Annotated in this window: 21 protein-coding genes; 8 read left to right on the forward strand and 13 right to left on the reverse strand. The window is 46.9% G+C overall.

The features are described from left to right. The first annotated feature begins 87 nt into the window (after window positions 1-87). The 7 genes from K0A89_04035 to K0A89_04065 all read left to right on the forward strand — a co-directional run bounded on the left by K0A89_04035 (window position 88) and on the right by K0A89_04065 (window position 4,091). Window positions 88-939, forward strand: coding sequence for a substrate-binding domain-containing protein (locus K0A89_04035; protein MBW6517655.1), 852 nt, complete (start codon window positions 88-90; stop codon window positions 937-939). Between the two features lie 3 nt (window positions 940-942). Continuing rightward, window positions 943-1,695: an ABC transporter permease gene (locus K0A89_04040; protein MBW6517656.1), complete on the forward strand. Its 753-nt coding sequence runs from the start codon at window positions 943-945 to the stop codon at window positions 1,693-1,695. Beyond that, a complete protein-coding gene (locus tag K0A89_04045) occupies window positions 1,682-2,416 on the forward strand; it encodes an ATP-binding cassette domain-containing protein (GenBank protein MBW6517657.1) in 735 nt (244 codons plus the stop codon). The genes K0A89_04040 and K0A89_04045 overlap by 14 nt, the downstream gene beginning before the upstream one ends. Before the next feature lie 244 nt (window positions 2,417-2,660). Continuing rightward, window positions 2,661-2,942, forward strand: coding sequence for a chorismate mutase (locus K0A89_04050; protein MBW6517658.1), 282 nt, complete (start codon window positions 2,661-2,663; stop codon window positions 2,940-2,942). 72 nt (window positions 2,943-3,014) lie between these two features. Further along, window positions 3,015-3,233 carry a type II toxin-antitoxin system HicB family antitoxin gene (locus K0A89_04055; protein ID MBW6517659.1) on the forward strand — a complete coding sequence of 73 codons (219 nt, stop codon included), beginning with the start codon at window positions 3,015-3,017 and terminating at the stop codon, window positions 3,231-3,233. Next, on the forward strand, window positions 3,233-3,454 hold the full coding sequence (locus K0A89_04060; GenBank protein MBW6517660.1) for a type II toxin-antitoxin system HicA family toxin: 222 nt from the start codon (window positions 3,233-3,235) through the stop codon (window positions 3,452-3,454). Before K0A89_04055 ends, K0A89_04060 begins: the two co-directional genes overlap by 1 nt. Before the next feature lie 202 nt (window positions 3,455-3,656). Beyond that, on the forward strand, window positions 3,657-4,091 hold the full coding sequence (locus tag K0A89_04065) for a DedA family protein (protein MBW6517661.1): 435 nt from the start codon (window positions 3,657-3,659) through the stop codon (window positions 4,089-4,091). Window positions 4,092-4,105: 14 nt separating this feature from the next. Here K0A89_04065 and K0A89_04070 read toward each other — a convergent pair whose 3' ends face one another. After that, window positions 4,106-4,243: a hypothetical protein gene (locus K0A89_04070; protein ID MBW6517662.1), complete on the reverse strand. Its 138-nt coding sequence runs from the start codon at window positions 4,241-4,243 to the stop codon at window positions 4,106-4,108. Between the two features lie 36 nt (window positions 4,244-4,279). On the opposite strand from K0A89_04070, the gene K0A89_04075 reads away from it, so the two are divergent. Then, entirely contained in the window at window positions 4,280-4,714 is a 435-nt protein-coding gene (locus K0A89_04075) for an arsenate reductase ArsC (protein ID MBW6517663.1), read from the forward strand. Window positions 4,715-4,728: 14 nt separating this feature from the next. On the opposite strand, the gene K0A89_04080 is transcribed toward K0A89_04075, so the two are convergent. The 12 genes from K0A89_04080 to K0A89_04135 all read right to left on the reverse strand — a co-directional run bounded on the left by K0A89_04080 (window position 4,729) and on the right by K0A89_04135 (window position 18,403). Continuing rightward, entirely contained in the window at window positions 4,729-5,193 is a 465-nt protein-coding gene (locus tag K0A89_04080) for a hypothetical protein (protein MBW6517664.1), read from the reverse strand. Window positions 5,194-5,311: 118 nt separating this feature from the next. After that, on the reverse strand, window positions 5,312-5,623 hold the full coding sequence (gene rpsJ, locus K0A89_04085) for a 30S ribosomal protein S10 (protein ID MBW6517665.1): 312 nt from the start codon (window positions 5,621-5,623) through the stop codon (window positions 5,312-5,314). Between the two features lie 41 nt (window positions 5,624-5,664). Further along, on the reverse strand, window positions 5,665-6,933 hold the full coding sequence (tuf, locus tag K0A89_04090; GenBank protein ID MBW6517666.1) for a translation elongation factor EF-1 subunit alpha: 1,269 nt from the start codon (window positions 6,931-6,933) through the stop codon (window positions 5,665-5,667). A 115-nt stretch (window positions 6,934-7,048) separates the two neighbouring features. Then, complete coding sequence (locus K0A89_04095; GenBank protein MBW6517667.1) at window positions 7,049-9,241, reverse strand: elongation factor EF-2; 2,193 nt, start codon at window positions 9,239-9,241, stop codon at window positions 7,049-7,051. A gap of 118 nt (window positions 9,242-9,359) precedes the next feature. Continuing rightward, on the reverse strand, window positions 9,360-9,920 hold the full coding sequence (locus tag K0A89_04100) for a 30S ribosomal protein S7 (GenBank protein MBW6517668.1): 561 nt from the start codon (window positions 9,918-9,920) through the stop codon (window positions 9,360-9,362). Window positions 9,921-9,924: 4 nt separating this feature from the next. Beyond that, a complete protein-coding gene (locus K0A89_04105; GenBank protein MBW6517669.1) occupies window positions 9,925-10,353 on the reverse strand; it encodes a 30S ribosomal protein S12 in 429 nt (142 codons plus the stop codon). Window positions 10,354-10,419: 66 nt separating this feature from the next. Next, window positions 10,420-10,851: a NusA-like transcription termination signal-binding factor gene (locus tag K0A89_04110; protein MBW6517670.1), complete on the reverse strand. Its 432-nt coding sequence runs from the start codon at window positions 10,849-10,851 to the stop codon at window positions 10,420-10,422. A gap of 14 nt (window positions 10,852-10,865) precedes the next feature. Further along, window positions 10,866-11,156 (reverse strand): 50S ribosomal protein L30e, encoded by a 291-nt coding sequence (locus tag K0A89_04115; GenBank protein MBW6517671.1) that lies wholly within the window; start codon window positions 11,154-11,156, stop codon window positions 10,866-10,868. A gap of 46 nt (window positions 11,157-11,202) precedes the next feature. After that, window positions 11,203-12,351 carry a DNA-directed RNA polymerase subunit A'' gene (gene rpoA2 / locus K0A89_04120; protein ID MBW6517672.1) on the reverse strand — a complete coding sequence of 383 codons (1,149 nt, stop codon included), beginning with the start codon at window positions 12,349-12,351 and terminating at the stop codon, window positions 11,203-11,205. Beyond that, complete coding sequence (locus K0A89_04125; protein ID MBW6517673.1) at window positions 12,352-14,994, reverse strand: DNA-directed RNA polymerase subunit A'; 2,643 nt, start codon at window positions 14,992-14,994, stop codon at window positions 12,352-12,354. 12 nt (window positions 14,995-15,006) lie between these two features. After that, on the reverse strand, window positions 15,007-16,821 hold the full coding sequence (gene rpoB, locus K0A89_04130; GenBank protein MBW6517674.1) for a DNA-directed RNA polymerase subunit B: 1,815 nt from the start codon (window positions 16,819-16,821) through the stop codon (window positions 15,007-15,009). Further along, window positions 16,814-18,403, reverse strand: coding sequence for a DNA-directed RNA polymerase subunit B'' (locus K0A89_04135; protein MBW6517675.1), 1,590 nt, complete (start codon window positions 18,401-18,403; stop codon window positions 16,814-16,816). The genes rpoB and K0A89_04135 overlap by 8 nt, the downstream gene beginning before the upstream one ends. Window positions 18,404-18,453 lie beyond the last annotated feature (50 nt).

Consider the following 18,453-nt stretch of genomic DNA (forward strand, 5'->3'; position numbering starts at 1 on the left):
AGACATTGGCGACAGGTAATTACAATTGATTACATAAATTATAAATAGATGTAAGATGTGGTTACATTTTGAGTTGAGGTCTGAACCATGAATAAGACATTACTGAAAATTCTCCTGGTTATGTTCTTTGCGGCACTTTTTTCTGGTTGTATTCAGCCCGATGCCGAAGACGCGCCTGCAGGAACCATGATCCTTTCCACGACAACCTCTACATGTGATACCGGTTTGCTGGATGTATTGAATGCACGATTTGAAGAGGAAAATAATGTCAAAGTACTGACATTGTGCCAGGGTACAGGCAAGGCTATTGCCACAGGCGAGATGGGGGCAGCCGATGTGGTGCTGGTCCATGCACCGTCATCTGAACTGGAAGCCATAAAGCGGGGAAGTTTCATAGACCGCCAGTTTGTTATGTACAACTATTTCGTGATCATCGGCCCGGCCTCTGACCCGGCCAATGTGACGCACGCCACATCTGCCACCGATGCTTTTACCAGGATTGCTGATGCACAGGCTCCGTTCATTTCCCGGGGCGACAATTCAGGCACCCACGCAAAGGAACTGGGACTGTGGAACGAAATACATATCACGCCGCAGGGTGTCTGGTACCAGTCAGTAGGTAAGGGCATGGGCGACACTATTATTACGGCTGATATCAAGCAGGGGTATACCCTGTCGGACAGGGGCACCTACCTGGCCATGAAGGATAAAATTAACCTTGTGGCCCTCTTTGAGAACGACCAGGAATTCCTGTACAATCCATACCATGTCATGGCAGTCAGTCCTGAAAAGTTCCCTGATGTGAACTACGGTATGGCACTGAACTATATTGAATTCCTTACCTCAGGCGAGGGGCAGGGTTTGATACAGGACTTTGGATTGGAGGAATACGGCCAGCCGCTGTTCATACCTGCACACAATATAGATGAAGATGTTTGATACATGAACAGCACCGAATTTATTATCCAGGGGATTATCACAGCAATCGAACTGATCGCAGGAATGGACCCCTATATTTTGAGCATAGCAGGGGTATCATTGAAGGTATCAGGAACTGCCACCTTCTTGGCTGCCATGACAGCCATCCCCCTGTCATTCATCATTTCCCACAGGGAGTTTTGGGGCAAACAGACATTGCTCACCCTCATAAATACTGGCATGGGCCTGCCGTCGGTGTTCGTGGGACTGTTCGTATTCATCATGCTGGTACCTGCCGGCCCGCTGGGATTCCTGAAACTTATATTCACCCCGGAGGCCATGATCATTGCCCAGTACATCCTGGTCACACCCATCATCACCGGTATCTCCCTGGCAGCGATAAATGCCGTGCCTCCCGCCATCCGTGAGAATGCATATACCCTGGGAGGCAGTCACAGGGACATTGCCGTTGTCGTGCTTAAGGAAGCAAAGTTTGGTATCGTAACATCTGTACTTGCAGGTTTTGGGAGGGCCATCGCAGAGGTGGGTGCTATTCTCATCGTAGGCGGCAATATCGCCTATACGGGCAGTGTGGGGGGCATTGGTGAAGGACTGTCCTATACCAGGACGCTGACCACTGCCATCACATCCGAGACCAGCAGTGGCGATATATCAGTTGCTATCGCGCTGGGATTGATATTGATCACTATTAACCTGTCTGTCAATGCTGCAGCCAGCATGCTGCAAAGAAGGGGGGAAGTTAGTGGTACTGCTTGAGATTACCGGATTGAGGAAGACCTTTGGGGAGAAACAGGTACTCAGGGACATCAACCTGGAAGTGGAAAGGGGTGAGATATTCGCCATGATGGGTCCGAGCGGAACAGGCAAGACCACATTGCTGAGGATACTGGACCTGCTTGAAAAGCCGGATACCGGCCATATCAAACTGGACGGGATGGTCATGAACGGGGGACAGAATAATAACCGTACCGCAGCAAGGCAGCGGATATCTATGGTGTTCCAGTCTCCGGCCCTGTTCAATGATACCGTATATAACAATGTGGCATACAGCCTGAAGGTACGCGGGATGGATAACCATACCATTGAGCACAAGGTCAGCCAGAGCCTTGCCCTGGTGGGACTTGAAGGTTACGGGAACCGAAAGGCTAAGACACTCTCCGGCGGCGAGGAACAGCGCATAGCGTTTGCAAGGGCCGTGGTGTTCGGGCCTGACCTGCTGCTGCTGGACGAGCCCACAGCTAACCTGGACCCTGCCAATGTGGCAAAGATAGAGGAGGTTATCAGGACCATTAACCGCGAACTGGATACGACTATCATCATCGCCACTCATCATATGAACCAGGTACGGCGGCTGGCTGACAGGGTGGGGATGCTGCTGGAGGGGGAGTTGATAGAGACGGGCCGCGTGGAAGATGTGTTCGCGGGGGCGGCTGATGACCGGACACGGGCCTTTATAGAAGGGGAGATGGTGTGTTGAAGGGTGGGATTATGCTGAAATGAAGGATTTTTTGTTGGTTTGAATAAGCATAAAACAGTTTCAAAGCAATAAATCGTTTTGTTTATGTATACGAAGACAATGTACTGTCAGTACGGTAATAGTTATTGCTATCCGCGCTCATTCTCATGCTCCTGAAAGGCGATAGATTTCTAGAGCACCCTTAAAATCCAAAAATTCGGCGCCCTAAAAGCATTTGAACTAAACAAAGAAAGTAGATGACCATATGATAGAATGCAAAAATATAGATGAAGTTAGGGTAAATATAGACGTAATTGATCGAGAGATAGTAAAGTTGCTATCTGAAAGAAGCAAATATGTTAGACAGGCTGCAAAATTTAAGAAAAATACTGATGATGTACAAGCTCCAAAACGTGTAGAAGAAGTTATAGCAAAAGTAAGAAATCTTGCTTTGGAATATGGATTAAACCCTGAAATAATTGAGCAGATATATCGCACAATGATTGCATGCTTTATTGAGTTTGAAATGAAAGAGCATAGAAAATAAATTATCCTGGAAACCGATGAGTCAAGATAATAGGCATAAGGAATTTAAATATATACTTTAATAAAGAACAACATGCGATTTAAGGTAGTTATAGAAGAAGATGAAGAAGTCGGTGGTTATGTAGTTAGTTGTCCGAGCCTTCCAGGCTGTTTTTCACAGGGGGATACTATTGAAAAAGCCTTAGAAAATATAAAAGAAGCTATACAGGCATGCCTCGAGTCTCTTGCTGAAGATGAAATTCAATCGTATTTGACCAAACCCTCAACCCAAGTAATTGATATGGTTGCCTAATGCCAAAACTTCCAATAATTTCAGGAATAGAAGCTATTAAAGCATTTTCCAATGCGGGTTGGATTCCTCACCGACAAGTAGGGAGTCATGTTGTTCTAAGAAAAGAAGGATCCAAAGTTACGTTATCTGTCCCAAAACACAAGGAACTAAAGCCAGGTCTGTTGAGGCACTTAATTAAAGCTGCCGGGCTTACAGTTGAAGAATTTGAAAAATTGTTGTGATAAGTAATCCTGCGCCTGAATCGAAATATCTAGACCCATCGAGCCGATAGAAATGCTGAAGCCTTGAGCATCCACGCTAGGATGCTTCGCACCTTCCAGTGCAGAGTCCGTGACTTGGCGTGCCTTGAAGCACAGGAAACTCCCCTCATCCTATAATCCCGGTAACCATTAAGGTTCCACAAACCATTAACAGATAAGCAGCATGTTAGAAACCATTCCGCTTTACGCCAGTTTATTTTTCACCAGTTTCCTTGCTTCCACCATCTTTCCCCTTGGTTCAGAAGGGTTGGTAGTCTACCTTATCACGCAAGGCCACAACTTCGGGATCGTTGTTGGTACCGCTTCAATAGGAAATTATCTTGGTGCCTGCACCACGTATCTGCTGGGCTGGGTGGGGCGTGAAAAATATCTTGAAAAATACCTGCGAATGAAGCACAGTGAACTGGAACGAGGTGAATACATATTCGAAAAGTATGGCCCTCCAATATTATTGTTCACATGGGTACCGCTTGTCGGGGATGCCATAGCGGCAATGGGCGGTATCTTCAAGCTTAATTTTGCCGTCTTTTCAATATATGTATTCATAGGAAAATGTATGCGATATGTAGCTGTAGCATATCTGGCCGGATTGATATGAATCAAGTATCAGCCTCACGCCCCGTTGAGCGTAAACTCCTCCACCCACTCGAACCCGAACTCCTCCATATAATCACAGCACGCTTTCTCGAACTCCCTGCGCTTTTGTGTGAGTTTAACAGTATCACATTCAGGATTATCCCTTTCAGGCATACTGGATGGTATATCCCGGTCAGGAGATAAGATTAATTGAACCCTGCCCCCATACGAGAGGTCATGACAAAAGTACTCTTCCTGTGCGTGGGCAACTCCTGCCGCAGCCAGATGGCAGAAGGATTCGCACGCCATTATGGCTCAGATATCCTGGAAGCCCACAGTGCCGGCACCATGGCTGCATCTTTTGTAGCACCCAAATCAATAGAGGTCATGGCCGAGAAAGGAATCGATATCTCGCACCAGAGCCCAAAACAACTTGATCCGGCCAACCTGCCGGACTATGACATTCTCATATCCATGGGTTGCGGGGTCCAGGACACCTGCCCGGCCGATAACCTCAAGGACTTCACAGACTGGGGGCTGGATGACCCTATGGGACAGCCTGTTGAGAAGTACAGGGAAGTGAGGGATGAGATTGAAAAGCTGGTACTGGGATTGCTGGAAAAATGGGAGCCTGGCCTGAAATAATGAAAAGGTACGTTTTACCCGTGATAATACGTGGGCTCATCAGGCTTCTTTTCTTCCTGTTTGCCTTTGAAATTAATAGCCGGCAGCGGCACAGCAGGCGGCAGGCCCAGTGTCTTTGACATGGTCAAAGCCAGGGGTGCCAGATTGCTCACCATGGTATTGGCAATCTCATTTTGCACATTGGTCGGTGCAGATCCGCCGGTCCACTCTTTGTGCATCGCTTCCAGGTCACCCTCCTGGTAATAATCCGTGCTGCCTTCAAACCTGATATAACCGATATTCGGATTCAGGTAATTGATGGACATGGCATACTCCAGTTTTATGACCTGCTTTTTGCCAAACGGAGTGTTCTGCTCTACCAGCAAGGGATTTCTTATGTTGATATCAAAATTAATATTAATACTCTTGTGCTGCCTGGCACTTTCAGCACCGGCAAAAGATTTTGATTCTATCTGATTTACCTGAAAACCTATTATCATGCTTTTTCACCATACTAAAAATAAAGGGTAAGAATAATAAAGATTGGGTTACCACCCCAATCCTGTATCAATTTTTGGTCTGAAAAGACCTGCGGTATAAAAAACCGCCATAAAATCCCTAGTTGGTCAATACTATCTCTATGCTGATATCCTTGGGAACCTGTATACGCATGAGTTGCCGCAAGGCCCGCTCGTCTGCATCCAGATCAATAAGCCGCTTGTGTACCCTCATCTCCCAGTGGTCCCAGGTGGAAGTACCTTCTCCATCCGGACTCTTCAGAGTTGGTACCATCAGTTTCTTCGTAGGCATTGGTATTGGACCTGATATATTCACACCGGTCTTTATTGCAATACTTTTGACCTGTTCACATACATTATCCAGGGTTGACGGGATTGTCCCGGTTAATCGAATCCTTGCTTTTTGTGCCATTAATGAATCTCCAAAACATAAAAAAAGAGACGGGTGAGGCCTTATGGCCTCGCCTTAATACTAATGACCATACCAGCTGCAACGGTCTGTCCCATATCACGGATAGCGAAACGTCCCAACTGTGGAATTTCCTTCACATTCTCAATGACCAGTGGCCTGGTGGGCTTTACGGTCACGATAGCTGCATCACCAGCTTTGATGAAAGTGGGGTTCACTTCCTTCACTTCACCGGTCTTGGGGTCCAGTTTCTTGTCAATTGATATCAAGGTACATGCAGTCTGTGCCGTATGACAGTGGAACACAGGTGTGTAGCCAATTGAAATGGCAGACGGATGCTGCAATACAACGATCTGTGCAGTAAACTCTTCAGCCACGGTAGGTGGTTTGGATGCGGGTCCGCATACATCGCCCCTTCTTACATCATTCTTTCCAATACCCCTCACGTTCCAGCCGATATTATCGCCGGGCTTGGCCTGGGGCTGTTCTTCATGATGCATTTCAATGGACTTGACCTCACCTGTAGCACCGCTTGGACTAAAAGTGACAGAATCGCCTTTCTTCATAATACCGGTCTCGACACGACCTACCGGTACAGTACCGATACCGCTGATAGTATAAGCGTCCTGCACTGGGATACGCAGTGGCAGGGTTGTTGGCATCTCAGGTTCCTTCAGCCCGTTAAGTGCTTCCAGGATTGTTACTCCTTTATACCATTTGGTATTCTCGCTGTGGGTTGCAATATTGTCACCCTTGATCGCAGATGTTGGAATGAAGTGCATATCGGCAGGTTTGAATCCTACCATCTTAAGAAGCACGCTGACATCTTCCTTTGCCTTGTTGTATTTTGCTTCATCGTAGTTGACCTCATCCATCTTGTTGATCGCAATGACCAGCTGGGTGATACCCAGTGTCCTGGACAGGAACACGTGCTCTTTGGTCTGTGCCTGTACACTGTCCTTGCCGGAAACCACAAGAATCGCAGCATCTGCCTGTGATGCACCTGTGATCATGTTCTTGACAAAGTCACGGTGACCGGGACAATCCACGACGGTAAAATAATACTTATCAGTATCAAATCGCTGATGTGCGATATCAATGGTGATACCCCTTTCACGCTCTTCTTTAAGGGAGTCCATGACCCATGCAAAAGCAAAGGATTCCTTACCTTTTGCTTTGGCTTCTTCTCTATACTTTTCAATGACATGTGGCGCTACAGCGCCTGTATCGTACATCAGTCTGCCTACAAGGGTTGATTTCCCGTGATCGATATGACCGATGACTGCCAGATTCAAATGTGGTTTCGCTGCCATCTTTAATCCTCCAAACTATTGATTTTAATATAACTGAATTTTTGTCTCACTATATCTTTTACTGCTTTTAAACTTTGTGTCGTTGTAGGCTGATATATGTTCTTTCAACACCAACTTACAAACCCACGAAATCGCTGGGTTTTGGCATTTCAGCCTTTAATCCTTTCCGCTGCCGTATCTTAGTTACTACATCCTTTAATAAACTCATTGGAAGCGGTTCGAATCCGGCAAATTCCGTACTCCATGATGCCCGCCCTTCAGTTGCAGAGCGGATATCACCGGCAAATCCGAACAGTTCAGCCACCGGAGCCTTGCTTTCAATAATAGTCATGTCCCCTTCCTGGGTCATGTTACTGATAACACCTCTGCGTCCCTGTATCTCTGAAGTAGCGCCGCCCATATTGTTCTGCGGTGTCTGGATAAAGACCTGCTGGTAAGGTTCAAGCAGTGTATCATCTGCCGATAACATGGCTGCCTGTATTGCAGAGCGAACTGCAGGAATAACCTGTGCAGGACCCCTGTGCACTGCATCTTCATGGAGTTTTGCATCCACCAGTTTAATCTTTATTGCCTGACAGGGCTCCCTGCTAAGGGGTCCGCCTACCATAACCTCTTCAAAACCATCAATTACCAATTCCATGGTCTCGTTCAGGTACTGGATACCTTTGGTCATATCGATCAGGATATTCGTTTCATACATTGAAACAATACCTTTTGCTTCATCCTTATCGAAACCTACTCCCATGAACTTTTCACGCCGTTCCACTTCGGGCATACGCATTGATACCTCCCCCGATTTGATAAGGCTCACGACGTCATTGGAAAGGGGTTCAATCTCAATATAGAACCGATTATGCCGGTTTGGACTCTTACCTTCCACCGGACCTGCATGTTTCTGCACGGTCTCCCTGTACACCACAATGGGTGGACTGGTGATGATCTCCACACCTTTATCCCGTTCTATCCTGTGGGCAATGACCTCAAGATGGAGCTCGCCCATACCTGACATCAGGTGTTCTCCAGTCTCTTCATTGATAGTGATCTTAAGGGTATTGTCCTCTTTGGCCACCTGCCTGAGCACTTCTACCAGTTTTGGCAGGTCCTTCATATGCTTAGCTTCAACAGCAACAGTAACCACAGGTTCGCTGGCATGCTTGATGGACTCGAACGGGAGCATATCAGATTTGCTTGAAACGGTCGCACCCACATAAGCATCTTTCAGACCAGTAACGGCTGCGATGTTTCCTCCCGGTATCTTCTCAACTTCAAGTCGCTCCGGACCCATAAATATACCCACCTGCTGCAACCTGTTGGTCTTAGATGAGCCGGAAACGTACAGTTCCATACCTCTTTTCAGGGTACCGCTGAACAGTCTGCCTGTTGCGACCTCACCTGCGTGAGGGTCCATTGAGATATTAGTGACCATTAATGCCACGTCACCATCCTTATTGGCAGACATCATATCCTTGAATTCCGTGGACTCCTTATTACCGTGCCATATCACATTCACCCTGTCCTTCTGGGCTACCAGTGGATTGGGAAGGAACCTGATTACCGTATCATTCAATACTTCATGAAGGGGGCATTTCAGTGCCAGTTCCTTCATGTTTCCTTCTTTGCAGTAATTAAATACATCAACGAACCCTACTCCGGATTTTTTCATGTACGGTACACTGATGGCCCAGTTATACAGGGCAGAACCGAACACAACAGTACCCTCTGCAGCATCCATGCGCCATCCTGCTTTGTATTTCTGTTCGTTCATACCCTTTATAAGCTTGTTCACATGGTCAATGACCTTACCCAGCCGGATCTGCATCTCCTGGGCGTCTACCTGGAGTTCGTTTATCAGTCTGTCAACCTTGTTAACGAACAGCACGGGCTTTACATGTTCTTTTAGCGCCTGCCTGAGCACGGTCTCGGTCTGGGGCATAGTGCCTTCCACCGCATCCACTACAACCACGGCACCGTCCACGGCCCTCATGGCCCTGGTCACATCACCGCCAAAGTCCACGTGACCAGGTGTATCAATAAGATTAATAAGATATTCATCGCCCTCGAATTCATGTACCATGGATACACAGGCGGAGTCAATGGTTATGCCTCTCTCCTGTTCTTCTGCATCAGAATCAGTGAACAACTGTTTACCTGCCAGTTCCATTGAAATCATCCCGGCACCGGCAAGGATATTATCTGTAAGTGTAGTTTTACCGTGGTCAATATGTGCCACGATACCGATATTCCGGATATGTTCCGGGTCATTCATGAGCACGGTCACGCGCTCAACCATCTTTTTCCTTCGTCCCATCTCAATTTCCTCTGAAAAGTCTTAACATTTGAATAAATAAGAAAAATTTCACATACTTTCAATATGATTGTCTTAAAAAGCAATTGCGGCATACCTGAAATATGCCGCAGTATATCATCTACCGTGCAGCCTTTGCAACCCGTTCCTTTCCTTCCTTCTTATTGATGGAATAGGACTTGACATCGTAATTCGCTGCTGCAATTATCTCATTTGCCAGTGTCTCTTCAATGGAACGCCGGCTCTTAAAAGCTGACTTTTGTGCACCCTGGGCGATAAGTTTCAATGCAATATCCACCCTGCGCTGTGGAGCACTGTCCACTGCCTTTGGTACGGCAATACCCCCATATTTCAACCTTACCGTTTCTTCCCTGGGCCCGGCATTGATTACAGCATTGACCAATACCTGAATGGGATTACTCTTTGTCTTTTTATTGATAATATCAAAGGCACCGCCTACAATCTTGTACGTGGTCATTTTCTTGCCAGTGTTTTGCTCGCTCAACATCAACTTATTAATGAGCCTTTCCACAATGTGCTGGTTCGATTTGTTGAACTGCTGCCTGGCATGTTTTCCACCGGAATAAGGCAAAATAACAGGGGTAGTATTGATATATCTCTGGAGACTGATATCATTAACCTCCACTTCAGTTGAATCCCATTTACCAAATAATTTGTACATATATCTACCTCATTGGTTTTTCCTTACGGTTCATAACCATCTGTTTGAGTGGCACATTATTCACAGCAATCACTTTGAACCGGACACCGGGAATATCACCCATTGCACCGCCCATCCGACCGCCAATGCGCTCCACGGTAACCTCATCATGTTCATCGATAAAACTGATAGCGCCATCCCCCGGACAAAAAGCAGTAACCTGTCGCCCGTTCTTGATCAACTGTATCCTGACACATTTGCGTATTGCTGAGTTGGGCTGTTTTGCTTCAACACCCACTTTCTCAAGCACTATACCTCGTCCCATGGGTGCCCCTCCCATAGGGTCTGCTTTCACATTGAGCCGCAGTGCACGTCTAAAGTATGTCCGATCACTCCATCTGAAGTTTTCCCTGTCATTTTTCAATTTGCGAGCGGCGTATTTTCCATTTCCCATCTATGTTACTTCCTATAATATTCTAATATTGTATAATCCTATATATTATTGTCAAATGTATGTGGGCTACTTGATTGTAACATCATCTATATCATGATGTCGCTTAGCGAGTAACTTGACTTTCTCAATGTTACGTCCATTCCGTCCTATGGCAAGACCTTTCTCTTTGGTGCTTACTTCTACATAAGCTATGCGTCTGTCACCTTTATAGCCAATCTTCACATCACTGACATTAGCAGGCTGCAGGAGACCTTTGATGAACGTCTTGGGGTCATCGCTGTATTCCACCACTTCAACATGGCGGCCGATGTTCTTAACTACCCGATTGATATGTTCCCCATTTTTTCCGATGGCAATACCCATGTCACCTGGTTTTACGACAAAAATAACCCTGTTGTTCTCATCATCAACAAGACAATCCCTGGCAGTAGCTCCGGTCGTATTTTCGAACAGGGCTATATACCGTATTCCATCAGTGTTGATCTTGACTTCGCTCAAAAAAACCCCTTATCTTATGCTTTCAATACTGCCATAATATCTGATTCGCCCGACTCAACAACAGCCATTGCCACAATAGCAAAAGGCTTACTAAGCGTAGTTCCCAGTTCAACTCCCATTCCCGGGAAGTCAATGATCGGGACTTTCCCTGTTACCATCTTTCTCACTTCTTCAGGACAATTAGATGCAAGTACCACAGCCTTTGCCTGGTTACTTTCAACTGCCTTTTGTGTCCGTTTGGAACCGATAATTACCGTTCCGGTCTGTACAGCACTCCTGAGTACTTTGTTAAGGTCTACTTCCATAAATATCATCTCATTTCAATTTTTTCTTCCTACAGGATTTCATCGTTTAAGTCCTTTTTGTCGCCATGAGTTTGATGTGCCCGGTACCCAGCTTGATAGGCTGGCCTACTATGACGTTCTCTGTAACACCTTTGAGTTCATCCACATCTCCGCGCAGACCTGCATCCAACAGATGGCTCACAGTCACTTCGAAGGCAGCACGGGCAAGTACACTTGCCTTTTCTCCGGAAATACCATGTCTACCGATAGCTTTTACTTCACCATCGACAGTCATAATATCTGACACCAGCATGATATGCCTCACATCAACGGTCAAACCCTGTTCACGCAGGGTATCAGTGGCTTCCTTTATGATACTGTTGCGTGCAGCTTCAATGCCAAATACCTCGAATATCTCATTGACATTATTGGTACTGGTACGCGTGGTATCTATTCCATCGAATGCAAGTACCTGCTTCAGTGCCGAACCTTCAGTGTACAGCACATACTCACCAATAATATCATCTTTGCTTATGACCACTCGGTTGATTGCCTTGACACCCTTTATTATCACATTTTCCAGATTCTTGCTCAACTGCAAAAGTTCCCGGTAAGATTCATTTTCCGGCTTGATAATGAGAACATTATTCTCCGTTAAAACGGTCACACCTAATTCATCTTCCAGCTTTTCTGCAATCTCCCCGGCTGTCAGACCTCTCTGGATAATGGCCTTGTCATTGAGCTCAACTTCCAATAACATATCAGTGAGGTCAGTAGACAGACTGCCTACATGACTGATATGAGTGGCCTCGATATCCCATGCAAGTTTGCGGGCCATGTCACGGTCCTTGGCATACTCTTCAGTCAGGTATATGGTCATCATAGGCGTGGAAGGATTCTTCCTTGCATCCACAATCTCTATCAATCTTGGCAGACCAAGTGTAACGTTGATCTCAGCCACACCTGCATAGTGGAACGTTCTCATGGTCATCTGTGTACCGGGCTCACCGATACTCTGGGCTGATACTACACCTGCTGCTTCACAGGGTTCGATACGCGCATAATCATAACTTTCCCGTGCACGTTCTATAATATCTTCAAGCTGCTTCTTGGTCACATCAACCTTTTGCAGGTCATTTCTCAAGGCATCCACCAGGTTCTGGGGCAGTAGCAGGTTCTCAGTCATTTCATCAATGGTCTTTTTACTGACTGCCATTTATTCCACCTCCTTCCCGATGACATCCTCGATTATCCTTCGCATGGTCTGGGGTTTACTGTAATCGCTCTTCATGGGGTCCACACCGTCTTCTCCGTATTTGAACTGAACGACCATTCCCCTGGTATCCCTCACAGTACCGTCATACTGGACCTCAAGGTCCTGCAAGGCATTGACCAGCCTGCGCTGGAGATAACCACTTTGTGATGTCCTGACAGCCGTATCCACCAGTCCTTCCCTGCCACCAATGGCGTGGAAGAAGTATTCGGTAGGGGATAAGCCCTTTTTATAACTGCTCTTCACAAACCCGTGAGCAGCTGCACCGAGGTCACCATGATTGAAATTAGATAGGGTCCTGCCTGCATAACCACGGCGTATTCGCTCGCCTCTCACTGCCTGCTGGCCAACGCATCCTGCCATCTGGGTAAGGTTCAACATAGAACCCCTGGCCCCGGACACCGCCATAACCACAGCAGTATTATCAAGACCAAGATATTTACCCGCAATATCACCGGTAGCATCCCTTGCCTTACCCAATTCCTGCATTATCTTCAGTTCGAGTGTTTCTGCTACTGTCCTGCCAGGCAGAGGTTCCAGATTGTCTTCATTAAAAGCAATGATAAGGTCCATAACTCTTTTTTCGGCTTCCTCGAGCAGTTCAGATATCTGTGCGCTTGCTTCGTCCGGTATGTCTTCGTCATTGATACCGAAACTGAATCCAAAATGCATGATACTCCTGATAGCAAGCCTTGTCATATCATCAATGAACTGGAGAGCAACTGCCGGGCTGTAATCCTTAACAATACGGTCAAGTATCAAACCTTTGAACGCGCCTATAGCCTTTTCATCGATAGTGCCGCTGAGCAGTTGACCGTTCCTTATTGTCACGTAAGCATCACGGTTACATTCCTCTTTCTTACAGGTATCACAGTTCTCGCACAATAATGCTTTATAGGTCATGTTCAACCCGTCAGGCAGAATCTGGCTGAATACCTGTTTTCCTGTCCAGTAAGGTTTGCCGCCCTCTTCACCAGACGGCTCCACAATCTCTGTGACCCGTGATTTCCTTAACATTTCAAGGAAATCGTTCTTATCTAACCGTTTATCACCCTTGGTAAGCATGTACAAACCTGATATGTGGTCATGTATACCGCCAATAATTGGACCACCGAAACGGGGTGACAGGATGTTTTCCTGAACATGGATGAGCATCTTTGCTTCAGCTCTTGCCTCTTCGGTCTGGAGCACATGCATGTTCATCTCATCACCATCAAAATCGGCATTATATGGTGGACATACTGCAGGGTTCAGCCGGAACGTTTTATGTGGCAGCACCTTGACCTCATGAGCCATAATGCTCATCCTGTGCAGTGAAGGCTGCCTGTTGAACAGAATGGTATCTCCATCCTTCAACTGCCTGTCAACCTTCCATCCCACTTCAAGTGTTTCTGCTAATTCCTCGCAGTTCTTGTCTGTGACCTTGAGCCTGCGATTATCATCGCGTATCACATAATTCGCACCCGGATGATTGTCAGGACCTCTTCTGATATATTCACGTATTTCATTGAGATTACGTTTGGTCACATTGACAGGTATGCTCAATTCCATAGCCATAGATAATGGCACACCAACCTCACTTATACTCAGGTTAGGGTCAGGGGATATTACCGTCCTTGCACTGAAATTGACCCTTTTTCCTGAAAGACTGCCCCTGAACCTGCCTTCCTTACCTTTAAGTCGCTGTGACAGTGTTTTTAAAGGTCTGCCTGAACGGTGCCTTGCAGGGGGTACGCCAGAAACAGCGTTATCTATGAACGTGGTTACATGATATTGAAGAAGTTCCCACAGGTCTTCAATAATGAGCTGAGGCGCACCTGCTTCGCGGTTCTCCTGGAAACGCTGGTTGATCCTGATAATATCCACCAGTTTATGGGTAAGGTCATCCTCACTCCTTTGTCCTGACTCCAGAGTAATACTGGGGCGCATGGTCACAGGTGGTACGGGAAGCACCGTCATAATAGTCCATTCGGGCCTGGCTTTAGTGGGGTCTATACCCATGACCTCTATATCGTCGTTCGATATCTTTTCGAACCTGGCTCTGATATCGGACGGCATGAGCTTATGTTCATGAGTCCCATCCTTTTCTATATAAGTGGTGGGTTTTTCTACCTTCACTTCAAGTTGCTGGACACCGCAGTACTGGCAAACCTTAGGCTTTCTTGCCTCCTTGAAAGCTTCATTGGTAATGTCCTCAATAGGCTGTCCAATCTTCTTTAGCATCCGTATTTGCTCAAGATATTGTTTTTTCTGGTTTGAATCCAGAAGAAGCGCCCCGCAATCCCTGCACGTGGCCCTTAATATCTTGCGTATCAGTTTTGTAAATCCTACATGTATCACAGGTGCAATGAGCTCCACATGCCCAAAATGACCAGGACATTCACCTGCCCTGCCACCGCATGTCTTGCATCGAAGTCCCGGGTCAATGACACCCATCTTTGGGTCCATGAGACCCATCTCAATGGGAAAACCGTCATCATCATAGGTATCTGCTGTGATAACCCTGGTGACGCTCATCTTTCTGTATTCTTTGGGTGAAATAAGCCCGAACCGTATCTCTTTAATTCTTTTTGGAACTGTTGACATTATTAATACCCCCTACACTGCATCCTCAAGTACCATCCTGGGAGCTACACCCAGTGATTTTATCTCGTCCAGCAGCAACTTGAAGGCATAACTCATCTCCACCTTGAATATACCTATCTCGGCACCGCAGTTGGGACAGAATGTTACATTTCGTCTCTTGTCATTGGTAGCGATCATTCCGCATGTCGAGCAGACAAGTTGTTCTACTTTATCCGATTCGTCCAGTAACCGTTCCTTCAAGGCAAGGGATGCACCATGCCCGATGAGCACGTCCCGCTCCATCTCACCGAATCTCAGACCGCCTTCCCTGGCCCGCCCTTCAGTAGGCTGCCTGGTAAGCACCTGGACTGGACCCCTGCTCCTGGCATGTATCTTGGATGCTACCATGTGGTAGAGTTTCTGGTACAGGATAGCACCTACGAACACGTCGGCTTCGATGCGCTTACCTGTGATACCATCGTAGAACACTTCCTTGCCGGTATGAGAATAACCTGCACGTTTCAGGGCCAGTCTCAGGTCCTCCTCGGATTCACCGGAAAATGGAGTGCCGTTGACGCGCCTGCCTTCAAGACTGCCAACTTTTCCTCCTATCATTTCCAGAACATGGGCAACAGTCATCCTTGACGGAATGGCATGGGGATTGATTATGAGGTCTGGTACCATACCCGATTCATTGAAAGGCATATCATCAAAAGGCATGATAAGTCCAATAACACCTTTCTGCCCGTGCCTGGATGCAAACTTATCGCCCAGTTCAGGAATCCTCTGATCCCTTATCTTCACTTTTGTCAACCTGGCACCGTTCTCGCTCTCTGTAAGAATGACAGAGTCCACGATGCCCTGTTCATTAGAACGCATAGTAACACTTGACTCGCGCCTCTGCTGGCGACTCAGGCCCAGTTCCGTAGGTTCTTCAAGGAACCGGGGTGGGCTGGTCTTACCGACGAGCACATCATTGTGACCCACCACGATCTCGGGATTTACTATCCCATCCTCATCCAGCTGGGAATACACTTCCGGACCGCGTGCACCCCTCACTTCCTGGTCAGGTATTTCGAACTTATCCTCCTGGCCGCCCGGGTAACGTCTTTCTTCTCCGTCCATGGTCCTGAAGAAATGGCTCCTTCCCAGGCCACGCTCTATACTACCTTTATTGATGACCAGGGCATCCTCAATATTATACCCTTCATAGGAAAGTACTGCCACGATAAAATTCTGGCCTGCCGGTCTGTCATCAAAACCGATCACATCACATGTCTGGGTATGCACCAGCGCTTTTTGCGGGTAATGCAGCAAATGTCCCCTGGTATCCGGCCTGAGTTTCATATTTACCATGGGTACGCCAAGGCACTGCTTTACCATACCTGCACCCATGGTGCATCTTGGCGATGCATTATGCTCAGGGAAAGGTATCATTCCGGTACAGATACCCAGTATCAGGGCAGGGTCTAACTCAAGATGGGTATGCTCCGGGGTCAGGTCGGCCTCATCCACTGCAATGAACACGTTTTCTTCTTCTTCAGCATCGATATATTCTATCAGCCCCATCTTAATGAGGTCTTCAAATACAATCTCATTGTTTTTCAACTGTGAGACGTGCTCTTCCCTCATCAATGGTTTTCCTTTCTCCACTATGATGCAAGGTCTGCGTGCTCTGCCGTTATCACTATTTATGATTATTTCATTGGTTGTGGGATAGTGTGCTACATTTACCTGTTTTGGTATGGTACCTGAACGGCGCATCTGCCTGATATTGTCAACCAGTTCATCAGGTCTGCCATGGTAACCCAGCAATTCCCCATTTAAAAAAACTCTTGTTCTATTCAAACGAATCGCCCCCTTCGTCATTACTACTGTATTCAAGGGATTGTTCTATCGCCTCAAGTTCTGTGGCATAGGTCCCGGGTGCCTCTTCCAAACTCATGATATGCATAACTATCGGTTCAACGCCAAGGTTGTACATGGTCTGTTTTAATGCCTTGAAATCATACACTTCTGTGGATATCTCCACCATCTGGGCAAAGTTCTTCACAAGCCCGCAATTTGGTCCTTCCGGGGTCTCTGATGGACAGATACGTCCCCACTGGGTGGGGTGCAGGTCCCTGGCCTCGAAATGAGGTTGTGCTCTGGACAGGGGAGATATCACGCGGCGCAGATGTGAGAGAGTGGCCATGTAATCGATACGGTCCAGTAACTGTGACACACCAGCCCTGCCGCCAACCCAATTGCCGGTAGCAAGTGGATGTGCCAGCCGTTCTGTAAGGACATCTGCCCTGACCACGGTAATTACATTGAGGTCACGGTTTCGCATATTGGCCCTCTCAAGCTGGTACTTGACATCACGTGCCAGCCTGTTGAACGAAACCCTGAACAGGTCTTCCATAAGGTCGCCGCTCAGTTTGAGACGCTTATTAGAATAATGGTCCTTGTCGTCTGGCTGGCGCCTGCCCAGTGCCAGTTCAAAACAGGACTCAGCCATCCTTGCCAGGTATTGTGCTTTCACTGGCCGGTGAGCGGGATCATTACCAAGATGGGGTAACAAATATCGATCAATAACATAATTTGCCCGCTTTATCTGGTATTCTCTTGTCTGCCCGGCAGCCACCCGGCTACCTACCTTTTCTATGGCTTCCCCAATAGTGTGTACTTCAGCTTCTTCAAGGTTTTCAAGCATGAACTTGATTACTTCAGGATTGTCAGAGACCATGTTTACAATATCCTCATCGGTCTCGACACCCATTGACCGCATCAACGTGATAAAAGAAAGACGCCCGGAAATGGCAGGGAAACTTACCTCGACAATAGACTTCCGGCCACGTTCAACAACTACCAGTGCCCTGTACCCGCGGCGTTCACTGAATACTTTGGCAACCTCTATCCGGTCTCCATAGCGTTCTTCGAACTCGGTGAATATCTTGTTTGGTGCAAGGTCTTCCAGTGTCATCAGTACCCGCTCAGTACCGTTGATTATGAAATATCCGCCCGGGTCCAATGGGTCCTCACCAAAAGTGATCATTTCCTTAGGAGATATCTCGGAAAGATTGCAGCCTTTGCTCATCAGCATCATAGGAAGCTGACCAATTACCGCTTCAACCAGGTCGTTTTCAGTTTCACCTTTCACGATAGTCATTTCAAGGAACAGCGGGGCAGAATACGTGATGTTCCTGAGGCGGGCATCGTTAGGATATAATAGGTCCTGTGCACCATCGGCTTCTTTCACCGTGGGCTTTCCGACCCTTATCTCTCCAAGCCTGACATAAGTATCCTCGATGTCAGTTTCAATAGTTGCCTGTTCGTTTATGACTTTTTGCAGTCCATAGTCAAGAAAATCATTGAATGAATCAATATGATGTCTGACTATGTTATCTCTTGTAAAGTAAGCTCTGGACAATACTTGTCTATCCAACACGGATTTGCACCTTCCTGATTTTTAGCAGAATAAAATTTAATTCAATTATT

It is taken from the genome of ANME-2 cluster archaeon, from assembly GCA_019429385.1.
In the GTDB taxonomy this organism is placed as follows: Archaea; Halobacteriota; Methanosarcinia; order Methanosarcinales; family Methanocomedenaceae; genus Methanocomedens_B.